We start from the raw sequence: 23536 nt of genomic DNA, 5'->3' as shown, positions 1-23536 counted from the left end.
GTGCCGCGAGACCCAGGTGCGGCGCAGGGCGCCGGTCGCCCTCTGGAGCTGCTGCCTGCCGGTGTCTGTGTCAGTCGGGCAGGCGATCGTCGCGTACGGCGGCCCATTGCAGGGAGTGGCGGATGCCGTCCGCGACTGAGTGCTGAGGCTGCCACTCCAGAAGGCGGGCGGCTCGGGAGCTGCGGGTGTAGGCCCCCGCGACATCGCCGGGTCGCGCCGCCACGTCCGTGGTCTTGACGGGGTTGTCCACGACCGTGTTGAACGCCTCCACCAGTTCCCTGACGGTCGTGCCGGTGCCGGTACCGAGGTTGATGGCGGTGGAGGTCTCGCCGGCGGTGAACAGGCCGTCGAAGCGAGTGAGTGCGGCAACGTGGGCGGCTGCCAGGTCCCAGACGTGGACGTAGTCGCGGATGCCGGATCCGTCGCGGGTGGGCCAGTCGGTTCCGGTGACGGTGAACGGGATGCCTTGTTCGTGGGCGGTGATCAGCACGCCCAGGGCGTGGCTGGGCTTGCGTAGCTGCAGTCCGGTCCGCATCTGCGGGTCCGCGCCGATCGGGTTGAAGTACCGCAGCGACAGGACGCGGATCCGGCCGGTGGCGGCGATGTCACTGAACATCGCTTCGCACACCGCCTTGGTTCGCGCGTAGGGGCTCTGCGGAGCGTGCGGGGAGCCCTCGTCGACGGTGAAGTCGTCGCCGGCCTGGTAGATCGACGCCGAGGAACTGAAAATCAGGCGGTCGCAGCCGTTGCGGAGCAGGTGCGCAACCAGGTCGAGGCTGGCTGTGACGTTGTTGCGGTAGTAGCCGATGGGGTCAGCAACCGAGTCCGGGACGACGATGTGCGCCGCGCAGTGGACGACCGCGGCGATGTCGGGGTGCTCGTCGAAGACGCGGTCGATGAGATGTCCGTCGGCGATGTCGCCCTGGTAGAAGGCGCGTCCGGTGGTGAACTCGGCGCGCCCGGTGGAGAGGTTGTCGAGGATCACCGGCGTGATCCCGGAGTCCAGGCAGGCGCTTGCGATGGTGCTGCCGATGTATCCGGCGCCGCCGGTGATGAGTACCTTCATGCGCCGAGCGTAGTTGGGGACGGGGCGCCCGTTCTCGGGTTGCGGGGTGTGCTCGCGGGTGCTGGGCGGCGGGGACACACGGATCTCCTAGGGGGTGTCGAGGGCGCAGCGGAAGCCGAGCGTGTGGTTGGAGTAGCCGGGGGCTGCGGCGAACCGCTCCGTGGTGCGGCACTGGTGGCGCAGGTGCATCCAGCCGCCGCCGCGCACCGTGATGTAGCGGCCGACCGCGGCGTGATACATCGGGTCGTAGCTGCGTGCGGGGTCGTAGAGCCGGTAGGGGGCGGCCGTCCATTCAGAGACGTTGCCCGCCATCTCGCCCACCCCGAAGGGCGAGTCACCGGCGGGAGAGCGCGCGCCGATCGGCGCGGTGCCGGGCACGGTGCCGTGCTCGGCGAAATGGCCCTTCCACCAGTCCCCCCAACCCGCGAGGTCGTCGATGGGGCTGCCCTGGTACCCGGCGCAGACGGCGCGTGCGGGATCCCAGGTGCTGCCCCAGGGCCAGGGCCGCCACTGCGGGCCGTGGGCGGCGTACTCCCACTCGGCTTCGGTGGGCAGTCGTTTGCCCGCCCACCGCGCGTAGGCGGTGGCGTCGGCGTGGTCGACGTGCACGACCGGATGGTCCGTCCGTTCGGTGACGCTGTCGTGCGGGCCGCCGGGGTGGCGCCAGCTGGCGCCGGGGAGCATCTGCCAGTAGCTGTCGGCGTAGACCGCACCGGCGCCGCGCTCCTCGGCGGCCGTGCGATAGCCGGTGGCCTCGGTGAAGCGTGCGTAGGCGGCGTTGGTGACCGGGTGCCGGTCCAGCCAGAACCCGCCGACGTCGACCGGGTGCTGCGGGGACTCGTCCTCGAACCATGACCGGCCGTACTGCTGCCCGTTGGTCACGTCGTCCAAGTGGTCCTCGGGCGAGCCGATGACTACCGTTCCGGCCGGGATGTCGACCATGCCGTGCACGTCGGGCGCTGTGGGGTGGGGCATATCAGCCGCCCGCCATCGCGGGCAGTGCGACCAGCACGACATCGCCGCTGAGGACGGTGTCCATCCCCTCAAGGTCACGGACGTTGTCCTGGTCGAGGAACAGGTTGGTCCAGGGGACCAACTCCCCGCTCGGGGAGAGCAGTCGCGCGGCCAGCACCGGGTAGGTCGAGGTCAGCCAGCGCAGCGCATCACGCACGCAGCCCGCCCGGCACCGCAGGGGCCGCGGTGTGCTCTCAGGGATCAGGGACAACCACGCGCTGGGCACGTCGAACCGCACGGTCGCCGGCGGCGCTGCGGCTGCGCGCATCGCCTCCACGGTCGCGGCGATGCCGTCCCGCAGGAGGGTGGTGGGCTCCCAGTCCAGGAGCTGGCGGGCGAGGGTGATGTCGGGGCAGCGCGCGGTGCCGTCGGCAGCCTTGCTCGGGCCGGTGGTGACGGTCCCGGAGCCGACGGTGGAGACCACCAACGCGGCCAGGTCGCCGATCGCGGTGCCCTCGGCCGCGCCGAGGTTGACCGGTCCCGGGATGTTGCAGTCCATCATGGCGAGCAGCCCGGCTACGAAGTCGTCGATGTAGCACAGGCTGCGGACCGCGTCCGGTCCGTTGACGATCAGTTCCTGCCCGGCCAGGGCTCGTGTCACGAACGCGGCCACGACACGGGTGTCCGTGTTGAGCATGCCGGGGCCGTAGACGTTGAACGGGCGGACGATGCCGGTCTTCACGCCGTGCTCGCGGCGGTAGGCCGCCGCCATCGCCTCCAGGAACCGCTTGGCCTCCTGGTAGCCCGACATCGGTCCCACGGGGTCCACCGATCCCCGGTAGCTCTCCGGCTGGGGCTGGACGTTCGGATCCCCGTAGACCTCGGCCGAGGAGACCAGCACGATCCGGGCCTGGTGCCGGCGGGCGATCTCCAATGCGTTGACCGTCCCGGCCGAGCCCGCCATCAGCGTGCTCACCGGGTGCTCGCGCACGTGCGCAGGGCCGATCGGACTGGCCAGGTGCATGACCGCGGTGACTGGCTCGCTCCAGTCCAGCGGGACGGTGATGTCGTGCTCGACCAGTCGGAAACGCTCGTACTGCAGGAGCGCCGGGAGCGTGGGAAGTCGACCGGCTGACAGGTTGTCGACCGCGGTGACATGGGCGCCTCGCTCCAGTAGCGCCGCGCTTAAGTGGGTGCCGATGAACCCGGCACCTCCCGTGATCAGGACGTGGTCACTCATCTCAACCTCCGTGGACTGTGATGCAGAGCGCCCGCTGCCGTCGACGTCGAGTCCCTGCCGCGGTGGCGGTACTTGGCGTGGTGGGCCGGACATCATTCGTGCTGAGGGCAGTCGGGCGGGAGCGTGTGCGGGTGGACGTGCGGCCACCCGCACAGCGGTCGGGGTCGTGGCGTGTTGGGTGGCCGGCGCGATGTGGCGGTTGCCGGCAGGCACCACGTCGTGCTGGAGGGCGATCACGGCGTGCCTGCTGGAATTTGCGCCCACACCGCGGTTCCGCATTCCGGTCGATCTGCGACGTGGCGGTGCCCCCACTGAGTGGAGTACGCGGCAACCAGGGCGAGGCCGCGGCCGCTGAACTCGCCTACGTCCGCGAGTGCAGCGTCCGGCAGGGGTCGATAAGGGGTGTCGTCGGCAACGGTGACACGCAGCTCGCCCAGCCTCATGTCCAGGCGAAGCCGGATGGGACCGCGAGTGCCGTGCACAACGGCGTTGGTCACCAGCTCCGACACCACCAAGACGGCCGCCTCAACGGCCGCGCCCGACAACAGCCAGTCGGCCAGCTGGCCGGTGGTGAACTGGCGAGCCTGGCGGGGAGCGGAATCGCATCGCGGGATCAGGGTGCCCGTGGAGGCTGCGCCAGGCTGCCGGGCTCGTGCGATTCTGCCCGGAGCGGTGTTGGGTGTGGCGGTGGGATTCGACACGGGGTCTCCCTGAGCTGTGGTGATGCCACCACCACGCAAGCACCCACACCTCGGTCGGAGCGACGCTGTCGTGATGTAAGAACGATGCAAGTTGGTCCGCGCCAGGGTGCTTTGCGGCACTCTCCAGGGCATGACGGTGACAGGGCGCGGTACTGTCGCGTCACCCTGTGATCGAGCCTGACGTGCTGGGAGCCGCTGTGGGCGCCCCGAACCGAACCTTCCGTGCGATGCGTGATCTGGAGTTCCAGATGAGCCGCGTCGAGTTCGCGGCCGCGGTCTGCTCGGCGGCCCGGCAGCTCGGCGAGAACCTCGGCTGCACGGCTCGACTGATCGCGGCCTGGGAGGACGGTGACGTCGCGTGCCCGCGAACGGCGTACCGAAGGGTCCTCACTCAGATGACCGGGCGCTCGATGGTCGAACTGGGATTCCAACCCCCGGTGCCTGGCGTGCAGTCGCGTCCTAGCCTGGTGAGCAGCCCGCGGCGGGCGTTCCTGCTGGACGGGGCCGGCGTGGCCCTTGCCCTTCCGGTTGCCGCCCGGCAGCAAGCCCCTGGCCGTGTCGGCGCCAGCGACGTCCGCGCGGTGACCAAGGCCGTCGCGATGATCTACGCCCACGACCACGATCACGGCTCGGCCCCGCTGCGGCGGGCAGCCACCGAGGCTCTGCACACCGCCTACCGGTGGCTCCAGGACGGCACGTACTCCGATCGCACCGGTCGCCAGCTGCGGGCAGCGACCGGGTTCTTGTCGATCGCCGTCGGTTGGCTGTCCTACGACTCCGGGCGGCCGGCAGATGCCCGGAGTCTGTACAGCGAGGCGCAGGCCGCTGCCCGCATCGCCGGCCACGTGCAGCTCGAGGCACACACCTTCGGGTGCATGTCCCTGCTCGCGCGGGCCAGTGGCAGACCTCGCGAAGCCATCTCGGCCGCCCAGGGCGCCCAGAGCGTGGCACGCACCTACGGCTCCCCCCGCCTGTTATCGCTGATGGCGTTGCGGGAGGCAGGCGGCTGGGCGCTCTTGGGCGATCGCAGCGCAACCGACCAGGCCATCGTGCGCAGCCACCGTCTGTACGCCCAGGGCCCGAAAGGCGCAGACCCGGAGTGGCTCGACTTCTTCACCCCAGCCGAACTGGCCGGGCTGGAGGCTCTCGCGCGGGCGGACCTCGCCCAGCACGACCGGGCGGCCGCCGGCGCCGAACAAGCGGTGCTGCTGCACGGCGAACACTTCACCCGCAACAGGGCCTTGTACCAGGCCGACGTCGCCATCCAGCATGCGCTCAGGGACCGGCCGGAACCGGAGGCGGCTGCGGCCGCCGCAGGCCAGGTACTGACCTACCTCCCCGCCGTGCGCTCCGACCGGCTGCTGCAGCAGCTACACAACGTCGACACCGCGCTCCAGCGGCACGCCGCCATCCCGGCGGTCGCCGACTGGAGGGAGGCATACCGCCACGCCATCGGCAGCTGAGGAGACAACGATGAGCGCTCCGAGCACCCGCGCCGACGTGGTGATCCGCATCTACGGGCCGGGCCAAGTACCCGCTCTGGTTGATGCGGCCGCAGACATCTGGGCAGACGCCCACCCGGAGATCGTCGACAACCCCGGTGCAGCCAGCGCCGGTCTGTCCGTGGCCGCGCTGCACCGCCAGATCAGTGGACACGTGACCCGGCATCAGGGCCTGACGATGGCAGTCGCCTACGCCGGCGGGACCGCGGTCGGCTTCACCTACGGCTTCCCCTGCTCCGCCGAGTACTGGTTCGGGCCCGACCTCGTCGACCAGGTCCCCGAAGACGCCCGCACCCAGCCGCTAATGGGCCTGTGCGAGTTGGCCGTCCGGCCCCCTTGGCAGTCACAAGGCATCGGCTCACGCCTACACGCTCAACTGATCAAGGCCATCGCGCCGAACTGGTCATCGCTCCTGGCTCTGCCGTCCAACAGCCGCGGACAGGACCTCTACCACCGCCTTGGATATCGGTACGCCGGCCCCTATCGGAACGGCCCCGACGGTCCGACCTTCGACCTCCTGCTGCTGAAGGTGCAGCCCTGATTGATGGAATGCCACGCACGCGGGCGGAGCCGTGCGCGCCGGTCAGAGGTCGGTGGGTATCAGGCTGCCCGGTCACAGGAGGGAGGGACGGCCGGGCGTGTGCACTACTCCGTGGCCAGCCGCCGCGATGGATGCGAACTTTTCAAAAGTTTTTTGCGGCTGCTGTCACAACGGGCCCGTTTCGGCTGCTTGAAGCACATCGATGGAGGGCGGCGCCAGGTCGCCCCAGCATGTGCGGGAGGGCGGCATGTCAGGTCCGTTGTTCGGTTGGTGGCCTCGCTGGTTGACGGTGAGCGCGGTGGCCAGGTTCGTGAGCGGCTACGGCTGGTGGATTGGGGCCGTCGGGCTCGTGGCGCTGGCCGCGGCTGGGTGCGCGGCGTGGTGGTGGCGCCGTCAGGCGGCAGCTGCGCTGTCGCGCCGCGTGGTGGTGGAGCTCCTGCCGGCAGGGACATTCGATCCCGAGCCGGCCGAGATGGCATGGTTTGCCGGGCAGCTGGCGTCGGTCCGGACGGCCGCAGGGTCGATCCCCCGGCGCGCTGCCGGTGCACGGGTGCGGCTGACCAGTCGCGGCGGGACGATGCGGTACCTGCTGGAGGGCCCGGAGCGGGCGGCGAGCGTGCTACGGATGCCGGGGTACTCCGACGTCGACGTCGTCCAGAGCGGAGACTGGCGGATCCCGCGAGTTCGCTTCGAGGGAGCGGCTCCGACGACCGCTGGGAATGCGGCGGTGGTGATGCGCAAGGAGCCCGCTGCGCGGTCGGTTCCCGAGTCCGACCGCAAGGTGTATGCGGCCCGGGCTGAGCTGGTACTGGCACGCCAGGACCACCGGCCGCTGGCCACCCCCGGGGCGCGCCCCGACCCGCTGCAGCGCGTCGCCGCGGCGATGGCCGGGCTCGGCAACAGCGAGGGGGCCGAGGTCGTGGTCGACCTGGTACCGGTCCCGGACGGGCAGGTGTCGCGACGGCGCCGGCAGTTGCTGGCGCGCGCCAAGCAGCGCGGCCGCACCGCGTTCGGCGAGAGCGTTCCCGGTGCGGGTGGTGCCCTGGGTGGGCTGTGGTCGGCGATCGTGGACGTGGTCGGCACACCGTCGGGGCGGCCGACCAGGCCGGCACCGGTGCCGCGGCAGGCAGACCTGACGGACGGCGTGGGCAAGTTCCGCCCTGGTGAGCCGGTCTTCGCGGTACAGCTGCTGCTGCAGGTGACCGCGACTCATCCGGGTCGGGCGCGCGCACGGTTGAACCAGCTGTTGGCCGCTATGGAAGCGTGGACGGGTGAAAACCGCTGGGTGCCGGCAGGACCGCACCGCACCGCGTGGCGCCCGTACAGCAACGTGTGGTGGCGACGGCCGGGATTCGACCGGCGCCTGGCCTCGGGAGCGTTCGCGCCGGCCAAGAGGCAGTGGCTGACCGTGGCGGAGCTGGCGGGGCTGTTGAAGCCGCCGACGCAGGCCTGCGCAGCGACGAACGTGGCGCGGTGCGGCGGTGTGGTGCCGGCCGCCCCGGACACCCTGCCCGTCTACAGCGGGCAGCAGGGCGTGGTGCCGCTCGGCATGGTCCTGCGGTCCGACGGCCGGACCGCCTTGGCCGGTGTGCCCGAGGGCGGCATCCTGTTCGGCGCGTTCTTCGGCAAGTCCGGTTTCGGTAAGACGGAGCTGTCGCTGGTGCAGGCGATCGCCCGCGCCTACGCCGGCCGTGGGGTGTGGTTCCTCGATCCCCACGGCGCGGCCGTCACTCGGGCCAAGCCCTACCTGACCCATCCGGCGATCCTGCCGCGGCTGTGGGAGATCAACCTGGGCAAGCCGGCGATGACCGACACGATCGCGTCGTGGAACCTGCTGTCAATGGAGGGCCGACGCCCCGAGGACATCCAGGACGTCATCGGCTCCGTGGTCGGCGCGATCGCCTCGGCGCAGGGCTGGGGCGACGGGGCACCTCGGGCCCGCACGATCCTCACGCAGAGCGTGTGGGCGCTGGCGGAGCTGTCGCTGCGGATGGTCCGCGACGGTCGCCCCGACCTTCAGCCCACGATCTTCCAGCTCAGGACGCTGCTGACGAACGAGGCGTGGCGCCAGGAGGTCGTCGCGGAACTACCGCCCGACATGCAGGCGTTCTGGCGCAACATCTTCCCGGGCTTCACCGCCGATGCGGTGCCGGTCGTCACGAACATCCTGGACCGCATGTACGCGTCGCTGAGCCTGAGGGCGTTCCTGGGCAGTCCGCGCAGCACCTACAACGTGCGGCAGGCCATGGACGACGGGCGGATCGTGCTCATCTCACCGTCCGGGACTGGCGAGGCCGACGAACTCATCACCAGCCTGCTGATCTTCGACCTGTTCCAGGCCGGCCTGTCCCGGCAGGACACCGACCCGGACAAGCTGCGGCAGTTCTGGGCCTGGGTGGATGAGCTCAAGGCTGTCGACGGCGCGTCGCGCGGCTTCATCGCGAAAATCCTGGAGCAGCTCCGGAAGTACGAGATCCGGTTCATGGTCGCGACGCAGATGGCCATGCGGTTGAGCGACACGACCCGCCAGGCGCTCATGCAGAACCAGTCCTTGCTGTCCGCGACGGCAGCCGACACCGACGAGGCCCGGTTCGTCACCGCACGCTTTCCGCACGTCAGCCACCAGACAGTGGAGTCCTTGAACCGCTTCGAGTACGTGATGTCGGTGATGGTGGGCCACCAGCGGTCCACGCCCTTCAAGGTCCGCGGCGTGCCGGTTCACGACCTGTACGCCGACTACTACAACCCGGCCGGCCTGGACGCCCTTGAGGCCGCTGTCGACCAGAACATGGCCCGCCGCACCGTCGGCGAGATCGTCACCGACCTGCAGAGACTCGATGACCGCATCCTCGCCCACCTGGCCGGCGTCGACGGCAAGGGCGGGGAGGGCGGCGCCGCCGGAATTCCGGCAGGACCGACAGCCCGGCCGCCAGCCGATGGCGGCGACCTGGTCCTCGACCTTCCTTCCACCGCACCCACGATCCACCTGACCAAGAAGGAGGTGGCGTGAGGATGCCCGAGGTCCTGGCCCCGCGGCGCACCCGCGGCCCGCGCCCGAGCGAGCAGGCCCTGCTACCCGTGCTGTACCAGCACCGGCTTGTGACCAGCACGCAGCTCAAGCAGATGCTCACCCCGCACGCGGCGAACGCGGACTACGTGCGCAAGCAGCTGCACCGGCTCCGGGAACGCCAGATGGTCGCCGCGACGCTGCGCCGGCACGGCTCGGGCACCGAGATGGCCTGGTACTGCACTGCGCTGGGCGCCGACGTCGTCGAAGCGGCAGGCGAGGTGACGCGACGGACGTACCGGATGAGCGAGGCGGCGGCGGCCGGCCAACTCCAGGAGCACACCTTCGCTGTCAACGACACCGGCATCGCGTTCATGGACGCCGCGCGGGCCAGCGGACACCAGTGCGGGCCCCTGGACTGGGAGCCGGAACTGGCCCACCGGCTGCGCGACGGTGACTCCCGCGTCGGCGACGACGCCTGGTTCGTCCCGGACGCCGTCCTGCGGTACGTCCACGACGAAGCCGACCGGCGAATGCTGCTCACCTACTTCCTCGAGGTGGACAGGGCGACCATGGGGCCGGCTCGCCTCGCCGACAAGGTCCGCGCCTACGCCCGCTACCTCACGTACGTGCCGGCGCCCGCGGCGGGCCGCAGCCGAGGCACCGCACCGTCCTCCCCTGGCACAGAGGCGTGGCGGGAGCGCTACCCGGTCTTCCCGCGGCTGCTGTTCGTCCTCACCGGAGCAACCGACGTCGGCCTTCGCCGGCGCATCGACGACCTGCGGTCCCTGGCTGCCGCCGACCCGCGGCTGCGGCGCTCGTCCGCCCGGCTCATCGCCGGCGCCACCACCCTGCAACTGCTGCAGGACCACGGGCCGTGGGAACCGATCGTGACCCCCATCTTCGGCGATCCCACCACCAATGCCCTGATGACCACCGACGGGAAGGCCGCAGCCTGATGACCGGACTCACCAAGGCCATAGCGACCCTGTTCCGTCAGCGCCTGCGCGGTCCGGCCGCTAGCCGGTGCGTGTCCCCCCAGCAAATCGCGGCCTCACCGCTGCTGACCGAGCTGCAGTCGCTAATCGACCACGCCGCCCGACTGGGATGGCTCGCTTCCCGTGAGCAGCAGCCGGTCGCATACCGGGAGTTCACCGCCGACGTGTTGCAGATGCTGCTGAACGGATGGCAGCAACAACACCCCGGCGGCACGCTCGACGACCTGCTGTGCGAGCCAGCCGGAACCGAACGCCCCCTGCACAGCGCCTCATGGGATGAACCGCGATCAACGACAGCTCCGTCAGGGGGTGGGAAGTGATCCGCCGACGCAAGCCGGCGACGCCCGAAGTGGCACGGTTATTACCCCACTCGGTCAATTTCCGCCAGCGACTTACAACCCAGCAACGCCCAATTCACCACATGAGCACCAGGAATCACGTATCCCCCTGGCGGGATTACACCGTAGGGTGCCGGAAGCAACACCCTGCAATCACGCGATCACACACATGGTGCGGGGCTGGCGCGATCCCCACAACAGCGCCGGCGTCCCGCGGGGGAGGTTCCGTGACACCCACACGCACTCGCCTTGTCTCCAGGCACATGCTCTTGGCCTGTGCCGTGGTTGTCGCCATGGCCGCCGCGGCCGGCTGCAGCAAGTCCAGTGACAAGGCCGAGAAGGCTCCGCCGACGAGCACGGTGAGCACCAGCACCGCCCCGAGCCCAGATCGCACCGCGCTGGCCAAGATCGGGGCCGCAGCAGCGTACGTCCACATGTGGAGCGCCGCGGCCGCGGCCTACCATGCGGGCAAGGTGACCAGTCCACAACTGGAGCTGTACGCGACCGACAAGGCCCTCGCCGCCATTTCGCAGACTGGTCTGTACTACCAGGACCACGGATTCGTCATGAACGGCCAGCCGTCCTCCATGCCTGTCGTAACATCGGTCGACTTCTCGGCCACGCCCTACACGGCAAAGATCACCGACTGCCTCGATTCCACCCACTACGTGGAGGTCGAGAGGAAGACCGGCAAGGCGGTGCCCCGTGGCGAGGGACCGTATCGGCACGTGACGACTGCGGTTGCTCGATTCAACGGCAAGAACTGGTTGATCAGCGAACTCACCATTCAGCGGGACCGGACGTGCTGAGGTCCATCGCCGCTGCCGCGCTGAGCTTCACTGTCGTGTTAGCGGCCTGCCCGACCGTCGCGTGGGCGACGCCGACCACGCCGCCGGGGAGCGGCGTGGACTGCCCGCCACTACAACCTGACTGCAACGTGCATACCGGTGGCACCGAACCGCCCAGCCGATCCCCGGGCGACACAGGCGGCGGCAAGCCGACTCAGACCGGAACCCAGGCTAAATGCCTGATGGGGGGCTCCGAAGTTCCGTGCTATCGAGACGACTTGGGGTGGTTCAGCTCCCTCAACGAGTGCTATTGGCGCCTCATGGAGCCCCAGCCGTCCGCGGACGATCCGATGAACAAGCTGGCCAACGGCTACCCGACCGACGGCAGCGACACCAGCAAGGGGAAGTTCTACAGGGTCACATGCCCTGACATTCCCGGCCAGAATCGCGTCCTGTTAGGCGGTGACTTCTGGCGGGCCAGTCCCCCGCCCGGGTTCGGCGGCGGCCCCGACGTCGCAGCACTCGCGCAGCAGGCCGTGACGAAGATGCGCCTGGAGGGCGCGAACGTCGGGATCGCGCCGAAGCCCGACAGCAAGGGCGGCAGCGTGGGTCTGCCGGTCTGGGTCTGGAACGGGAAGGGCGCGCGTACGACCGGTCCGACGTCCGCGTCGGCAACCGCGCTCGGGGTCACCGTCACCGCGACCGCACACGTGCAGTCGGTGGCGTGGAACTTCGGGAACGGCACCAGCGTCGCCTGTGCCTTCCCCGGCGTCCCGTACGCGGCGGCCTACGGCACTTCGGTGCCGGCCGCCGACAGTGGGCAGTGCGGATTCGCCGGCTACGCCCGGACCGGCACCTACACGGTGACCGCGACGTCGACCTGGGCTGTGCATTGGGTCGGCGGCGGCCAGCAGGGCGACTTGACCACCACCAGGACCTCCCAGGTCCAGATCCGCATCGGCGAAGTGCAGGTCGTCGGCCAGTAGGCCGGTGACGTCCAGGAGGCAACAGATCGTGAGCCAGACCACCAGCCCCGTGCCCGGGCCCGCCGCCGGGCAGCACTTCCCCGGACCTGCCGGGCCGCCGTCAGCCCCGCCCGTCGCGGCGCCGCGCATGGTGCGCCAGCGACGACGCCGCCCGGGCCTGATCGCCCTGTCGGTCGCGCTGATTGCCGTCGGCGGCCTGTCCGGTGCCGTCCTGTACACCTCCTCTGGGCATCGCACGTCCGTAGTGGTGGTCGCCCGCGACGTGCCGATCGGCGCGCAGATTACCCAGACTGACCTGACCGAGGCCTCCATCGCGCTGGATCCGGCGGTCAAGGCGGTGAAGGCGTCTGGCGAGAAGACGCTGATCGGCCAGCGCGCCGCGGTGGATCTGAAGGCCGGCAGCTTGCTTTCGCCGTCGGAGGTGACGCGCCAGACGCTGGTGGGGCCGACCGAGACGCTGGTCGGGGTGAGCTTGAAGCCCTCGCAGCTGCCGGCGTCGCCGTTGTCGGCGGGCCAGAAGGTGCTGATCGTGTCGACGCCGGACCCGAACGCGGCGGCGGGCAGCAAGTCGAGCAGCGGCGCTGACGTGCCGCCTGCAACGCTGTCGGCGACCGTGGTTAAGGTCGGAGACCCGCAGACCGGCACCGGCACGGTGACCGTCGACGTGGCCGTGCCGGCCGGCGACGGCCCCGCGTTGGCCGCTCGGGTCGCGACCGGCAACGTGGCGCTGATCGTCGCGTCCCGGGACGGCAACTGATGGCCGTCGTCGCTTTGGCCGGCGGCCTGGGCGCACCGGGTGTGACGACCACCGCGATGGCGCTGCTGCTGACGTGGCCGCTCGAGGCAGGTCACAAGATCGTGCTGGCCGAGTGCGACCCGGACGGCGGCGCGATCCTGCCAGGCGCTCTGCAGGGCACCATGGCCAACTCCCACGGCCTGCGCAACCTCGCACTGGCGGGCCGCCAGGGGCAGCTCGGTGAGGCGTTCTGGCGGCAGCTGGTCGATGTCACCGACGCCGGCAGCAGGGACCGCTTGGTCCTGCCCGGCTTGTACGACCCGGCGCACGCGTCCTCGCTGGGGCCGGTGTGGGAGCAGCTGGCCAACCTGTTCACGGGAATCGAGCAGTACCAGCACGATGTGATCGTCGACCTCGGCCGCCGTGGCGCGGTCGGGCCTTCGTCGGTCTTGGCGCAGCGCGCCGACGTGGTGCTGATGGTCACCCGCAACAGCTTGCGCGGCCTGCAGAGCGCTCAGGTGCGGCTGGCTGCACTTCGTGACCAGCTGGGCGGGGCCGCGCAGATCGGCCTGGTCCTGGTGGAAGGCGGCCCCTTCGGGCGCGATGAGATCCAGCGGACTTTGCAGGCCGAGGTGGTGGCGGTGCTGCCGTGGCAGCCGGAGCAGGCGGCTGTGCTGTCCGACGGCGCGGAGCAGCCCCGCCGTTTCGAGCAGGGCGAGTTGATGCGGGCGGCGCGCACGTCGACGACCCGGCTGCGACAGATGATCGCCACCCGTCGCTCCCGGCTGGGTCAGCCGGCGGCCGGTGGCAGGGAGGCTTCTGGTGCGCGCTAACCCGCTCCACGCCAACCCCGGCGTCACGCAGCTGCCTGCAGGCTGGCAGGGCACGACCATCGGCGCGCAGGCCGCAGGGCGGGCGCACACCCCGGGCATGGTCGGCGACTCGGCTGTTCCCCAGGTCGTCGTCGACTACGGAGCGGTCCGCCTGATCAAGCGGGAAGTCGGGGAACGGCTGACGGACCTGCTGCGTGCGCAGCCGGGGATGAGCTTGGCGGCGCAGGAGCAGCAGGGCCGTGCTCTGATCAACGAGCAGGTGGCGATCTGGGCGGATGCTGAGGCGGTCAAACGCGAGGAGTCGACGACCGCGGCTGAGGATGCTGCGATCGCCCAGGCCGTTTTCGATCTGCAGTTCCGCGCCGGCCGGCTACAGCAGCATCTGGACAATCCGGCGGTGGAGAACATCTTCATCAACGGCTACCGCGATGTGTGGCTGGACTTCACCGACGGGCAGCGGGTGCAGGTGCCGCCAGTCGCCGACAGCGATGAGGAGCTGCGGGAGCTGCTGCGCGACCTCGCGCGGCGCACCACCGGCCAGAACGAGAGGTCGCTGTCGACGGCGGACCCGTTCCTGGCGCTCCGGCTGGCCGACGGCAGTCGGTTGCAGGCGGTCATCGACGTCACGCCGGGCACCTACGTGACGATCCGCCGACACAGCATGCGTCACGCGGACCTGTCGCACCTGGTGAAGCTCGGGATGCTCGACAGCACCCTGGGCTACTTCCTGCGGGCGGCGATCGCCGCGGAGAAGAACATCATGATCGTCGGCGGGCAGGCGGCCGGGAAAACCACGCTGCTGCGTGCGCTGCTCAAGGAGATCCCGCGCGACGAACGCTTCGCGACTTTGGAGACGGAGTTCGAGCTGTTCGCGCACGAGAACGACTGGCACACCCAGGTCGTGCCGATGGAGGCGCGGGAGTCCAACGGCGAGCGGGTCGACGGCGCGCGGGCGGGCGAGATCTCGCTGATGGACCTGATGTACCGGGCGCTGCGCATGTCGTTGGCGCGGATCGTGGTCGGTGAGGTCCGTGGTCCGGAGATCGTCGCGATGCTGCAGGCGATGACGAACGGGCAGGGAGGGAACCTTTGCACGCTGCACGCCATCCATCCCAGCGTCGTGTTCGACCGGATCGCGGAGCTGTACCTGCTGGCACAGGCCAACATGTCCGAGCAGTTGGCGTACCGGCAGGCCGCGAACGGCCTTCACTTCATCGTGTTCGTCAACTCCGTGGATGAGACGAAGATCGGTGGGCATCGGCACCGGTTCATCTCCCATGTCCTGGAGGTGACGGGCATCGGCGAGGGCGGCCGACCCGAGACCAATCAGATCTTCGGGCCGCGCCCGGAGTGGGGCGAGCAGCGGGCGGTCCCGTTGATGCACCCGCGGTGCATCAACGACCTGCGCCGGGCCGGCTTCGACTCCGACCTGCTCAACCATCCCCGCGGGACCTGGCCGGGCGAGCTGCCCTTGAAGATCCAGGAGGCGTCCTGATGACGGGCTTGCTGTTGTGGGTGGTGGCCGGCCTTGTCTTGTCCGCCGGCTTGGTGGGGCTGGTCGCCGGGATCGTCGGCACTGACGCCCCCCAAGGGCCGTCGCTGTTGTTGCGGCTGAGGGCCCGCACCGGGCAGGCCGACCTGGACGCGCGGATGCGGCGCCGTACCCGGCTGGTCATCGGCGCCGTGGCAGGCGCCATCGTGTGGCTGGTCACCGGTGTGTTCGTCGCTGGGGTGCTGGTGATGCTCGCGGTCGCGGGCGTGCCGTGGCTGCTGGCCCCGACCCGGGGCGCTGCCGTGCGGATCGCGAAGTTGGAGGCGTTGGGTGACTGGACGCTGCGGCTGAGCAACGTCTTGCGGTTGGGTCGCGGCTTGGACGAGGCGCTGCAGATTTCCCGCAAGGGTGTGCCCGACGCGATCGCGACGGAGGTCGGTGACCTGGTCGACCGGCTGCAGGTCGGCTGGCGGGCCTCCGATGCGCTGCGGCTGTTCGGTGACGCGCTGGACGACGTGACCGCTGACAAGATCGTGGCCGCGCTGATCCTGTCCGCGTCCGACCGCGGCCCGGGCCTGGCCCAGGCGCTGGAGGACCTGGCGGAGTCGGTCCACGAGGAGGTCGCCAAGCGCCGGGCGATCGAAAGCGACCGCGCCAAGCCCCGCACCACGGTGCGGTGGATGACGATCATCACTTTGACGGTGGCTGTTGTCGGGTTCCTGGTGCCGGGCTACACCCGCCCTTACAGCACGCTGCTCGGACAGTTGGTGCTGTCGCTGCTGGTTGCGGGGTTCATCGGGGTGCTGGCGTGGATGCGGCAGCTCGCCGACCACAAGCCGATCCCGCGGTTCCTGATCGCCGACCCGCGATCCCGCGTCGCCACCGCAGCGCCGGCGGCTTCGGATGCGACGTTCCAGGAGGTGTCGTGATTCCCGTCGGAGCGGTCATTGCTGGCTGCACGGTCGGTGCCGGGGTGGCCCTGCTCATCAAGGAGTTGGCGTTGCCGGCGCCCGCGCTGGGACCGGCGCTGCAGCGCCTGAACCAGCCCGCTGCGATCCGGCCGGAGACCGTCGGGGACGACCGTGACGAGCGGTGGGGTGCCTGGCTGGTGGACCACCTCGGGCACCTGCCCGGGGTGAGTATCCCGCACCAGAACCTCGCCCTGGTCGGCCAGTCCGCGGGGAAGTTCATGCTGACCAAGGTGGCGCTGGCCGGCGCGGGCCTGCTGCTGCCGCCGCTGGCCACGGTCCCGTTTCTGCTGTTGGGCATGCCGATCTACCTGCCCGCGGTCGTCGGGCTGCTAGCCGGCGCGGTGTTGTGGATCGCCCCGGACCTGTCCCTGCGCGACCAGGCCAAGCGGGCTCGTGAGGAGTTCGCGCACGCCATGGCCGCCTACCTGGACCTGGTCGCCCTCAAGCGCGCCGGGAATGTGTCGGCGGAGCAGGCCATGGAGCAGGCCGCGGAGGTCGGCAGCGGTTGGGCGTTCGTCCGGATCCAGCAGGCGCTGGCCCGCTCGCGAGTGGACAAGGTCCCGCACTGGGAGTCGCTGGGACGGCTGACTGCCGAGCTGGATCTGCCGGTCCTGGACGACCTGGCCGCGATCATGCGGCAGTCGTCCGACGACGGCGCTTCCGTCTACGCCACGCTCCGGTCCCGCGCCAGGAACTTGCGCACCGAGCTGTTGTCGGACCAGGCCACTGAGGCCAACGCCGACTCCGAGAAGATGACCGCGCCCGGCGCGTTCCTCGCCGTCTTGGTCATGCTGTTGATCGCTTTTCCTGCCGTCATCCGCATCCTGACCACCTAAGTACCTGAAGGAGTACGCATCATGCGCACGTTGGCTGTCCGTCTCGCCGGGGTCTCCCAGTGGGTCCAGGACCGGCTCGAAGCCGGTCGGGCCCGTGGAAGCGACCGCGGCGACATCTCGATCACCACCGTCATCATCTGGGTCGCCGCGGTCGCCGGCGCCCTGGTCATCGCCGGCACCATCGCCGTGGTCATCTCCAAGTACAACGGCAAGCTGTCCGGGATCTGACGGGCATCGACGATGTGGGGAGGGACGATGGTGGGCGCGTGGGCGACCTCGGTGCGGACGCGCATGCGGCGCGACGACGGTGACGCCAGCATTCAGATGGCGATCGTGTTCCCGTTCGTCATCGCGCTGACCATCGCAGTCGTGCAGACAGCCATGTGGTTTCACGCCCGGGACATCGCGCTGACGGCTGCCCGCGAAGGCGTCAACGCTGGCCGTGGCTACCAGTCCACCCCCGGCGACGGGGCAGCGCGCGCCCGGGCCACGCTGGATCGGATCGGCGGTGACAGCCTGCGCGACAGCGCGGTGTCGACCGACGGAAGCACCAACGACACGGTGACGATCACCGTGTCCGGATCCGCGATCAGCATGCTGCCGGGCATCCCGGACCTGCACGTCTCGCAATCCGCGTCCGCGACCCGCGAGCAGTGGACGGCGCCGTGAACCGCCACCTGGCCTGCTTGCGCGGACGGCTGCGTGAGGATCGCGGCAGCGAGGCGATCCAGGCCGCGATCGTCACTCCACTGCTGATCGCCTTCGTGTGCATGGCCATCGCCGCCGGCCGCCTGGTCATCTCCGGCGGGAAGATTGACACAGCGGCAGAGGACGCCGCCCGGGCCGCGTCCATCCAACGCACCCCCGCCGCGGCGCAAGCCGCCGCCGACACCGCGGCTGCCAAGTCCCTGGACGACCAGGGGATCCACTGCACCAGCACAGACGTACAGGTCGACGTCGGCGGGCTCGCTGTGCCCGTCGGCCAAGTCGGATACGTCCACGTGACCGTGAGGTGCACCGTCGACCTGTCGGACCTGCTGCTGCCCGGAGCTCCCGGCCACAAGACCCTCACCAGCAGCGCCACATCCACAGTGGACGCCTACCGGTCCCGGCAGGCCGACGGATGATCCGCCAGTGGAAGGCCCTCAAGCCGCGGGCCGCCGACGACCGTGGCGGGATCGCGGTGTACACCGCGATCGTGACCGTGATGCTGCTGGGCATCATCGGCCTGGTCGTCGACGGCGGCGGAAAACTACGCGAAACCGAGCGCGCAGACACCGTGGCGATGGAGGCCGCCCGCGCCGGCGGCCAAGCTCTCGACCCCGCCGCCGCGATCACCGGAACCGCCTACCGCGTCGACCCGCAAGCCGCACGGGCCGCCGCCTACGCGTTCCTGCACCAGGCAGGCGCGCGTGGTCACGTCAACATCTCGCCCGATCGCACCAGCATCACGGTGACGGTCACCGGCTCCTACGCCACCAAGTTCCTGCCGGTGGTCGGCATAGGCTCCCTCCCCGTGACCGGACACGGCAGCGCGAAGCTGCTGCACGGCGTACAGAACCCCGACTGACAAGGATCGTTGCGATGCCTCAGCCCTCCCCCACCTCCGGCACACGGCGGCGGCCCGGCTCGGCAGCCGGCGCCGTCCTACGGGCCCTGGTCAGCCTCGGGCTGCTGCTGGTGCTGCTGGTCGGCATCCCGGCGCTGCTGTGGTGGGCCACAGCCGTCGTCGGGCCCGACGGGGTCCGGGCGATGGGGCATCTGCTGTCAACCCAGGACAGCGGGCAGGTCTTCCTGCTCGCGCTCGCCGTCGTCGGCTGGATCGGCTGGGGCATGTTCGCCGCCTCCGTGCTGATGGAGATCCCTGCCCAACTCGCCGGCCGCACCGCCCCGCAACTCAAGGGCCTGCTGGGGCAACGCACCGCGGCCACCCTGGTCGGCGCGATCTTCCTCGTGCTGCCGGCCGGCACCGCGCTGGCCTCCACCTCGACACCGGCGCAGGCCGCCACGCCGGTGGCCAGCGCGCCGGTCCAGGCGGGCACCACCACGCCCGGGAGCACCGCCAGGCCCCCTGCCATGGGTCAGGAGCACCGGGCCGGTCATCGGGACGGGATCGTCACGTACACGGTCCAGCAAGTACGCCCCGCGGAGAGCTTGTGGTCGATCGCCAAGCAGCAACTCGGCGACGGCAACCGGTGGCAGGAGATCGCCGACCTGAACACCGGCCGGACCATGGTCGACGGCACCCACTTCCGCGCCGACGGGCCCATCCAGCCCGGGTGGATCCTGCACCTGCCGTCCCACGCCCCGCACCACGCAGCCGCGAGCGACGGCACAGGGCCTTCGCGCACCCACACAGTTCGGGCTGGGGAATCTCTGTCCGGCATCGCACAAAGCGAGCTCGGCGCCCCCGATGAGTGGCCGGAGATCTACCACCTCAACCAGGGTCAGCCGCAACCCGAGGGCCACCGCCTGACCGATCCTGACCTGATCTACCCACGCGAGATCCTGCTGCTCCCCGAGCAGAACTCCACCGCTCACAGCGCCCCGCCCGCCACGGAACAGCACCACCACGCCCAGCCGTCGGCGCCGCCTGCCGCGACGGGACCCGCGCTGGTTGCACCCGCACCGGCCACGCCCCCGGCGACAACTCCGCAGGACCAGCCGAGCACTACGCCCTCTGTGGGGGCCAGCACGCCTGGCACCACAGCGGATCCGCACACCAGCGACTCCCCCACCGCGGCGCCGTCGGCCCCGGACGCCGCGGCCCCGTCGTCGACCGCCGCGCACGCCACCGCAACCGGCAGCCGCATGCCGCTGTACGCCCTCGGCGGCGGCCTCCTGGCGGCCGCCGTACTGACGATGCTCGCCGCACGCCGCGTCTTCCAGCAGCGCCGGCGACAGCCCGGTCGCCGCATCGCTATGCCGGCCGGCAGTGCCGCGGCGACCGAGCGGGCGCTGCGTGCGACCGAGCACCCGGACGCGGCGGTGATGGTCGACGCAGCGCTGCGCACCGCAGCGGTGCACCTGGCTGCCGCCGGCCAGGAACTGCCGGCGATCGCGGCCGCGGTCCTCACCCCCAGCGGGCTCGACCTCCACCTGCAGGCGCCCGCGGCCGCCGTGCCGCCGTTCGCTGCCGTCAACGGCGATCTGGCCCGGTGGCACTGCCCGACCGGCAGCAGCGAACTCCTCGGTCCGGACGCCACTGACACGGTCGACGCCCCCTACCCGGCGCTCATCACTCTCGGCGGTGACGGCAACGGCTGGACGGTGCTAGTCGACTTGGAGCAGTACCCGCTGCTCCACATCACCGGCCCGGACCGGCTCCAGGTCCTGCGCGCGATCGCGATCGAACTGGCGACCAGCCGCTACGCCGATCACCTGGACGTGACCGTGTTCGGGGATCAGGCCTGCCCTCGGCTGCCGGAGTTGCTGCCGGAACGCTTCACCGCCGCACCCTCGGTGCGTGCCGCGGCACGTGCGGCGACAGCCCATCACAGCGACCAGACGCGGGCCCTTGCCGCCGTCGGGAAGCCCACAGTTCGGCAGGCGCGGCTCATCGGCGAGGACCAGGGCGCCGCATGGACACCGCACATCGTCCTCGCCGACCTCAGCGACGCCGGCGACGACGGCCAGGAGCCGCTCGTCGACCTGGCCGCGCTGGCGCCGCGCACCGCAACGGTCGTCATCACCACCGCAGACGGCCCCGGAGACCTCCCCGACGATGCCTTCTGGTTGGACACGGCCGCCGGGCAGGTGAGCGTGCCGGGCGCTGCCGTAACCGCCGATCTGCAGCTGCTCCCGGACGCCGACTATGCCGACCTGGTCGACCTGGTGGCGCTCAGCGACGACACCACCCCCGACGCTCCCCCGCAGCCGGCCAACGTTCCGGCTCCAGTCGCGACGGACGCGGAAGTACTCGAGGAACGGATCGCGTCTGCGGCCGCGGAGCTGCCGGCCCCTGTGCTGTCACCCGGCCCGACCGACGCGCCGCTGACTGCAGCGCCGTTCCCGCCGCCGTCGGACACGGCCTCGCAGGGCAGTGGGCGACCGTCGGGCCCCGGCGGGTTGATGGCCAAGTTCGCGTCTTTCGACCTGGACGACACCGAACAGGCGACGGCCACGGATGAGTCCCTGGAGCGCGACCTCCCCTCCCCCACCGATGGTCCGGATCTGGAGGACGCGCCTGACGCCGGACCCGCGGCTCCCCTCCACGAGGACGTCGCCGTGGTGGCGACCAGCCCGGAAGCGCCGGTGCTGGAGGCGCCGGTGATCCGCGTTCTCGGGCCGGTCGACGTGATCGGCGCACGCGGCACCGTGGACAGCAAGAACCGCCGCACCGTCACCGAGATCGCCGCGTGGATGATCCTCCACCCGGGCCAAGACCACCACGCCCTAGACGAGGCGATCTGGCCCGGGCGGAACGTGTCCCGCAAGACCCGCAACCCCTGGATCACCAGGCTGCGGAGCTGGCTGGGCGCAGACAACGCCGGCGACAAGTTCCTGCCGCTGGTGGCTTCCACCGAAGACGCTCTGTACCGCATGGCCAACACGGTCACCAGCGACTGGGACCAGTTCCAGGACATGACCGCGACGGGGCTCGCCACACCGGGCGAGACCGGCGACCGGCTCCTGCGCCTGGCCTTGGAACTGGTCCGCGGCCGGCCCTTCGCCGGGGCGCCAGCCCGCCGCTACGTGTGGGCGGAGAACCTCGCGCAGGACATGATCTCGGCGATCACCGACACCGCGGCGCAGTTGGCGCAACGGCGACTGGACGTCGGCGATCCTCGAGGCGCGCTGTGGGCGGCAACCCGCGGCTTGGACGCGTCACCGGAGTCCGAGCGGCTGTACCGGCTGGTCTTCCAGGCGCGGCACGCACTCGGGGACCATGACGGCCTGGAGCGCGCCGCACAGCAGCTGGGGCTGCTGTGTGACGAGCTGGGCTCGGACATGGAAGACGCGACCGTGGACGTCCTGCGGAGCCTGCTGCCGGCCAGCGCGCCGCGCTCCTGATTCTCACCACGGCGGGACGGGTCGGCTGGGGCTGTCTGTGCAGCCTGGAGACATGGCGCCACGAGGGCGGAATCCAGGAGCGCACCTCGATTCCAACAGTTCCTATGCGGGGCTACATCGCGTCCCAGGGGATGTCGTGGGTCCACCGCCACACCCCATCGGCGTCGGGCTCGTACCAGCTACGGCCGCCGGGGTGGGAACACCCGTCGGCCAGGATTCCAACACCGGGCTCTGGATCGTCGGCATCTACCACCGTGGTCATGCCGTCCAGCGGGCCGCCGTGGAGCGTGACGTCCGTCCAGCGCGTGTCGTCCATGGGCCGATGGTGCCTCAGGAGTGACCGTGGTCGTGGTGCAACCGGTCACCGAGCCGGTTGCACCACCGCGTCCCCAAGCGTGTCCGGCTGTGGTTCGTGGATGCGCCTTCTCCGCTCTGGCCTGCGGTGCAACCGGGCGGTGCAAGCATCTGAGCAACCGCCTGCCATGGCGGTCGGACGGCGCAACCCGGCTACGGGAGGGGCCCGGGCAGCGAGGGCTGAACTCGGAGAGTGCTGAGTGGCGTGCCCGGTCTCAGACCACGCCGAAGCGCCCGAGTCGCCCCGTTCCAAGCCATTCCAAGCCTGTTTGGTGCAGAGGTTGGAACGGGGCTGTGCGCCGCGGCGGGCCTACGCGGATTCCTCTCGCCGGATCGCGCCCAGGTACTTGCGAGCGGTTCCCACGGACAGCCCGACCTGCTCTGCCAACGCGGGGGCGAGCCGGTTGTCGGGCTGGTCCCGCTCGGCCGGGGTGAGGCGTTGGAACAGCATCCGGAGACCGGCCTTGCCGGCCGGCAGCGATTCCAACTGGTCCCCGCTCTCCTCCGTGGCTTCCTCCTGGAACGGCTCCAGGAGAGCCCGCTGCTGTGGTTGTTGTGTCACCCGGGCGTGGACGACTCGTGTTCCAGCAGGAGCACCCTGTCGGGCGACCGGGACGCCGGCGTACGGGGCAGCCCCGGCGACGGGGCCGTCCTCGGCTTGGAACGGCGGCTGGAATTCCAGCGCTGCAGTGTCGTCCTGCAGCTCGTTCCACCCGGCCTGGCGTTCCAATGGCAGCTCAGGGCCCTCTTCCCGGTGGAACGCGTCAGTCAGCGGGTCGGCAGGCGTGGAACTCGTGAACGCCTGCAACTCCTCGGCGGCGGGGAAGCCACCGTACTGCCGGACGAACGCCTGGTACTGCGCGAACTCGCGGGCTTCCCTTTCGGACAGTGCCGATGTGGCCTCTGGCTCGCCGACCTGGCCGGCCGTGGCCGCCGCGACCAGGCCATCGGAAGGCGCCCGTTCCAGCCGGACTTCCCCAGCTGCCGACTCCGCGGCCCCCGGTTCCAGCACGGCCAGCGCCTGTTCCAACCCTGCTGGAACAGGCGCTGCCCGCGACCACAAGGTGGCCGGCGCCTCGATGCCAGCGGCCTGGAGGCCCGCGTCCGCGGTCTCCGACAGCGGTATGCCGTACTTGGCGAGCCGCAGCGGCATGATGGCCTCGATGGGCGCCCTGCGGCG

General features: G+C 70.6%; 22 protein-coding genes and 1 pseudogene. 17 read left to right on the top strand and 6 right to left on the bottom strand.

The window, feature by feature from the left end; genetic code table 11:
• Positions 1 to 70 precede the first annotated feature (70 nt).
• The 4 genes from galE to BMW99_RS34220 form a co-directional block, all read right to left on the bottom strand.
• The gene (gene galE, locus BMW99_RS34235) at positions 71 to 1066 is read right to left on the bottom strand and encodes a UDP-glucose 4-epimerase GalE (protein ID WP_069462664.1); all 996 of its coding nucleotides are present in this window, start codon (positions 1064 to 1066) and stop codon (positions 71 to 73) included.
• Positions 1067 to 1153: 87 nt separating this feature from the next.
• Complete coding sequence (locus tag BMW99_RS34230; protein ID WP_069462636.1) at positions 1154 to 2041, bottom strand: formylglycine-generating enzyme family protein; 888 nt, start codon at positions 2039 to 2041, stop codon at positions 1154 to 1156.
• A 1-nt stretch (position 2042) separates the two neighbouring features.
• Positions 2043 to 3260, bottom strand: a complete 1218-nt coding sequence (locus BMW99_RS34225) for an NAD-dependent epimerase/dehydratase family protein (protein ID WP_069462637.1) — start codon at positions 3258 to 3260, stop codon at positions 2043 to 2045.
• A 233-nt stretch (positions 3261 to 3493) separates the two neighbouring features.
• The gene (locus BMW99_RS34220; protein WP_069462638.1) at positions 3494 to 3961 is read right to left on the bottom strand and encodes an ATP-binding protein; all 468 of its coding nucleotides are present in this window, start codon (positions 3959 to 3961) and stop codon (positions 3494 to 3496) included.
• Positions 3962 to 4188: 227 nt separating this feature from the next.
• Here BMW99_RS34220 and BMW99_RS34215 point away from each other — a divergent pair, with 227 nt between their 5' ends.
• From BMW99_RS34215 to BMW99_RS34135, 17 genes are all read left to right on the top strand, one after another.
• Entirely contained in the window at positions 4189 to 5424 is a 1236-nt protein-coding gene (locus tag BMW99_RS34215) for a hypothetical protein (protein WP_069462665.1), read from the top strand.
• A 10-nt stretch (positions 5425 to 5434) separates the two neighbouring features.
• Positions 5435 to 6004 (top strand): GNAT family N-acetyltransferase, encoded by a 570-nt coding sequence (locus BMW99_RS34210; protein ID WP_069462639.1) that lies wholly within the window; start codon positions 5435 to 5437, stop codon positions 6002 to 6004.
• A gap of 550 nt (positions 6005 to 6554) precedes the next feature.
• Positions 6555 to 9014, top strand: coding sequence for a type IV secretory system conjugative DNA transfer family protein (locus BMW99_RS34205; protein WP_141726045.1), 2460 nt, complete (start codon positions 6555 to 6557; stop codon positions 9012 to 9014).
• A 2-nt stretch (positions 9015 to 9016) separates the two neighbouring features.
• Positions 9017 to 9970: a replication-relaxation family protein gene (locus BMW99_RS34200; RefSeq protein WP_069462641.1), complete on the top strand. Its 954-nt coding sequence runs from the start codon at positions 9017 to 9019 to the stop codon at positions 9968 to 9970.
• A complete protein-coding gene (locus BMW99_RS40960) occupies positions 9970 to 10329 on the top strand; it encodes a hypothetical protein (protein WP_141726046.1) in 360 nt (119 codons plus the stop codon). The genes BMW99_RS34200 and BMW99_RS40960 overlap by 1 nt, the downstream gene beginning before the upstream one ends.
• 299 nt (positions 10330 to 10628) lie before the next feature.
• Positions 10629 to 11156, top strand: coding sequence for a hypothetical protein (locus BMW99_RS34190; RefSeq protein WP_143080596.1), 528 nt, complete (start codon positions 10629 to 10631; stop codon positions 11154 to 11156).
• Between the two features lie 257 nt (positions 11157 to 11413).
• Positions 11414 to 12121 carry an ATP/GTP-binding protein gene (locus tag BMW99_RS34185; protein ID WP_143080595.1) on the top strand — a complete coding sequence of 236 codons (708 nt, stop codon included), beginning with the start codon at positions 11414 to 11416 and terminating at the stop codon, positions 12119 to 12121.
• Positions 12122 to 12149: 28 nt separating this feature from the next.
• The gene (locus BMW99_RS34180) at positions 12150 to 12878 is read left to right on the top strand and encodes an SAF domain-containing protein (RefSeq protein WP_245791743.1); all 729 of its coding nucleotides are present in this window, start codon (positions 12150 to 12152) and stop codon (positions 12876 to 12878) included.
• Positions 12878 to 13690 carry a hypothetical protein gene (locus tag BMW99_RS34175; RefSeq protein WP_069462645.1) on the top strand — a complete coding sequence of 271 codons (813 nt, stop codon included), beginning with the start codon at positions 12878 to 12880 and terminating at the stop codon, positions 13688 to 13690. Before BMW99_RS34180 ends, BMW99_RS34175 begins: the two co-directional genes overlap by 1 nt.
• Positions 13691 to 13787: 97 nt before the next feature.
• Positions 13788 to 15185 (top strand): CpaF family protein, encoded by a 1398-nt coding sequence (locus tag BMW99_RS34170; protein WP_069462667.1) that lies wholly within the window; start codon positions 13788 to 13790, stop codon positions 15183 to 15185.
• On the top strand, positions 15185 to 16111 hold the full coding sequence (locus BMW99_RS34165; RefSeq protein WP_069462646.1) for a type II secretion system F family protein: 927 nt from the start codon (positions 15185 to 15187) through the stop codon (positions 16109 to 16111). Before BMW99_RS34170 ends, BMW99_RS34165 begins: the two co-directional genes overlap by 1 nt.
• Positions 16108 to 16989, top strand: coding sequence for a type II secretion system F family protein (locus BMW99_RS34160; protein WP_069462647.1), 882 nt, complete (start codon positions 16108 to 16110; stop codon positions 16987 to 16989). Before BMW99_RS34165 ends, BMW99_RS34160 begins: the two co-directional genes overlap by 4 nt.
• Positions 16990 to 17010: 21 nt before the next feature.
• Positions 17011 to 17217 (top strand): hypothetical protein, encoded by a 207-nt coding sequence (locus BMW99_RS34155; RefSeq protein WP_069462648.1) that lies wholly within the window; start codon positions 17011 to 17013, stop codon positions 17215 to 17217.
• Between the two features lie 27 nt (positions 17218 to 17244).
• Entirely contained in the window at positions 17245 to 17658 is a 414-nt protein-coding gene (locus tag BMW99_RS34150) for a TadE/TadG family type IV pilus assembly protein (protein ID WP_245791742.1), read from the top strand.
• Positions 17655 to 18116, top strand: a complete 462-nt coding sequence (locus tag BMW99_RS34145; protein ID WP_107451495.1) for a TadE/TadG family type IV pilus assembly protein — start codon at positions 17655 to 17657, stop codon at positions 18114 to 18116. The genes BMW99_RS34150 and BMW99_RS34145 overlap by 4 nt, the downstream gene beginning before the upstream one ends.
• A complete protein-coding gene (locus tag BMW99_RS34140; protein ID WP_069462649.1) occupies positions 18113 to 18559 on the top strand; it encodes a TadE/TadG family type IV pilus assembly protein in 447 nt (148 codons plus the stop codon). Before BMW99_RS34145 ends, BMW99_RS34140 begins: the two co-directional genes overlap by 4 nt.
• A 14-nt stretch (positions 18560 to 18573) precedes the next feature.
• Positions 18574 to 22002 (top strand): LysM peptidoglycan-binding domain-containing protein, encoded by a 3429-nt coding sequence (locus BMW99_RS34135; protein WP_069462650.1) that lies wholly within the window; start codon positions 18574 to 18576, stop codon positions 22000 to 22002.
• A 112-nt stretch (positions 22003 to 22114) separates the two neighbouring features.
• Here the strand turns inward: BMW99_RS34135 and BMW99_RS34130 are convergent, their stop codons facing one another.
• Both BMW99_RS34130 and BMW99_RS34125 read right to left on the bottom strand, forming a co-directional pair.
• Positions 22115 to 22318, bottom strand: a complete 204-nt coding sequence (locus tag BMW99_RS34130; RefSeq protein ID WP_069462651.1) for a hypothetical protein — start codon at positions 22316 to 22318, stop codon at positions 22115 to 22117.
• A gap of 348 nt (positions 22319 to 22666) precedes the next feature.
• Positions 22667 to 23536 (bottom strand): annotated as a pseudogene (locus tag BMW99_RS34125) (hypothetical protein); the annotation flags it as partial.

The sequence above is a fragment of the Actinacidiphila rubida genome (genome assembly GCF_900110255.1).
In the GTDB taxonomy this organism is placed as follows: Bacteria; Actinomycetota; Actinomycetes; order Streptomycetales; family Streptomycetaceae; genus Actinacidiphila; species Actinacidiphila rubida.
This window is presented reverse-complemented; position numbering and strand designations above follow the sequence as displayed.